The sequence below is a fragment of the Aeromonas cavernicola genome (assembly GCF_002795305.1).
GTDB classification, from domain to species: domain Bacteria; phylum Pseudomonadota; class Gammaproteobacteria; order Enterobacterales; family Aeromonadaceae; genus Aeromonas; species Aeromonas cavernicola.
The window spans coordinates 1-1,317 of the sequence record NZ_PGGC01000286.1; the positions used below are offsets into that span (position 1 = coordinate 1).

The following is a 1,317-nucleotide window of genomic DNA, read 5'->3' on the forward strand; positions in this document are numbered from 1 at the left end:
TGTCGTGCAAATATGTCGTGTAAGTATGTCGTGCAAGTAAAGACGAAGGGGTCTCCGGCACTGCCGACCCTTCGCCCCTGTTAGTTTCAAAAGACGTCTTANGAACTAGAGAGAGGGATAGAATATGGACCGCATCATCATCAGCCCCAGCAAATATGTGCAAGGTAACGGGGCCCTCGCCAATATCGGCAACTACGTCAAAGCGCTCGGCGCCAAGCCACTCATTCTGGCCGACGCCTTCGTCACCAAACTGGTGGGCGATACCGTGGCCACCAGCTTCCACGGCGCTGGCATCAAATCGGAGTTCGACTGCTTCAACGGTGAATGCTCCCGCCCCGAGATCGACCGCCTGCTGGCTCGCTGCCAGCAGACGCCGTTTGACGTCATCATCGGTATCGGCGGCGGCAAAACGCTGGATACCGCTAAGGCGGTCGCCTTCTACCAGAAGGTGCCGGTGGTCATCGTGCCGACCATCGCCTCCACCGATGCCCCCACCAGCGCGCTGGCGGTCATCTACACCCCAGAAGGGCAGTTCAGCGAATACCTGATGATCCCGACCAACCCCAACATGGTCATCATGGATACCGGCGTGGTCTCCCGCGCCCCAGTGCGGCTGTTGGTCGCCGGCATGGGGGATGCGCTCTCCACCTACTTCGAGGCGCGCGCCAACAAGGTTTCCGGTTGCCAGACCATGGCCGGTGGCGCCCCCACGCTGGCGGCGCAGGCCATCGCCGAGCTCTGCTACCAAACCCTGCTGGCCGACGGCTACAAGGCCAAGCTGGCGGTGGAACAGGGGCTCTGCACCAAGGCGGTGGAGAACATCATCGAGGCCAACACCTACCTGAGCGGTATCGGCTTTGAGAGCAGCGGGCTGGCCGCTGCCCATGCCATCCACAACGGCCTGACCCAGCTGGCCGAGTGTCATCACCTTTATCACGGTGAGAAAGTGGCGTTCGGCACCCTAGTCCAGCTGGTGCTAGAAAACGCACCACTGGCGGAGATCGAGACCTTGCTGGCTTTCTGCCGCTCGGTGGGCCTGCCGACCAACCTGCATATGATGGGAGTCAAAGAGCTGGACATGGCGCGCCTGATGGAGGTGGCCAAGGCCTCCACCGCCGCAGGGGAGACCATCCACAACATGCCGTTCAAGGTCACGGCCGAGGATGTGCTGGCGGCCATCGTCACCGCCCACCAACTGGGGCAGTAACCGCACCACGGCTGACGGTTAGTCAGGCCATTGCGAACCGGCCCGGCCCGTAGAAAATGAATCGGCCCCGCAGAGGCGGGGCCGGTTTATATGGCAAGGTCAGCCGTGGT

Annotated in this window: 1 protein-coding gene; it reads left to right on the plus strand. The window is 61.9% G+C overall.

The annotated features are described in order from the left end of the window. Positions 1–124: 124 nt before the first annotated feature. Entirely contained in the window at positions 125–1,207 is a 1,083-nt protein-coding gene (locus CUC53_RS18580) for a glycerol dehydrogenase (protein ID WP_100295431.1), read from the plus strand. Positions 1,208–1,317 lie beyond the last annotated feature (110 nt).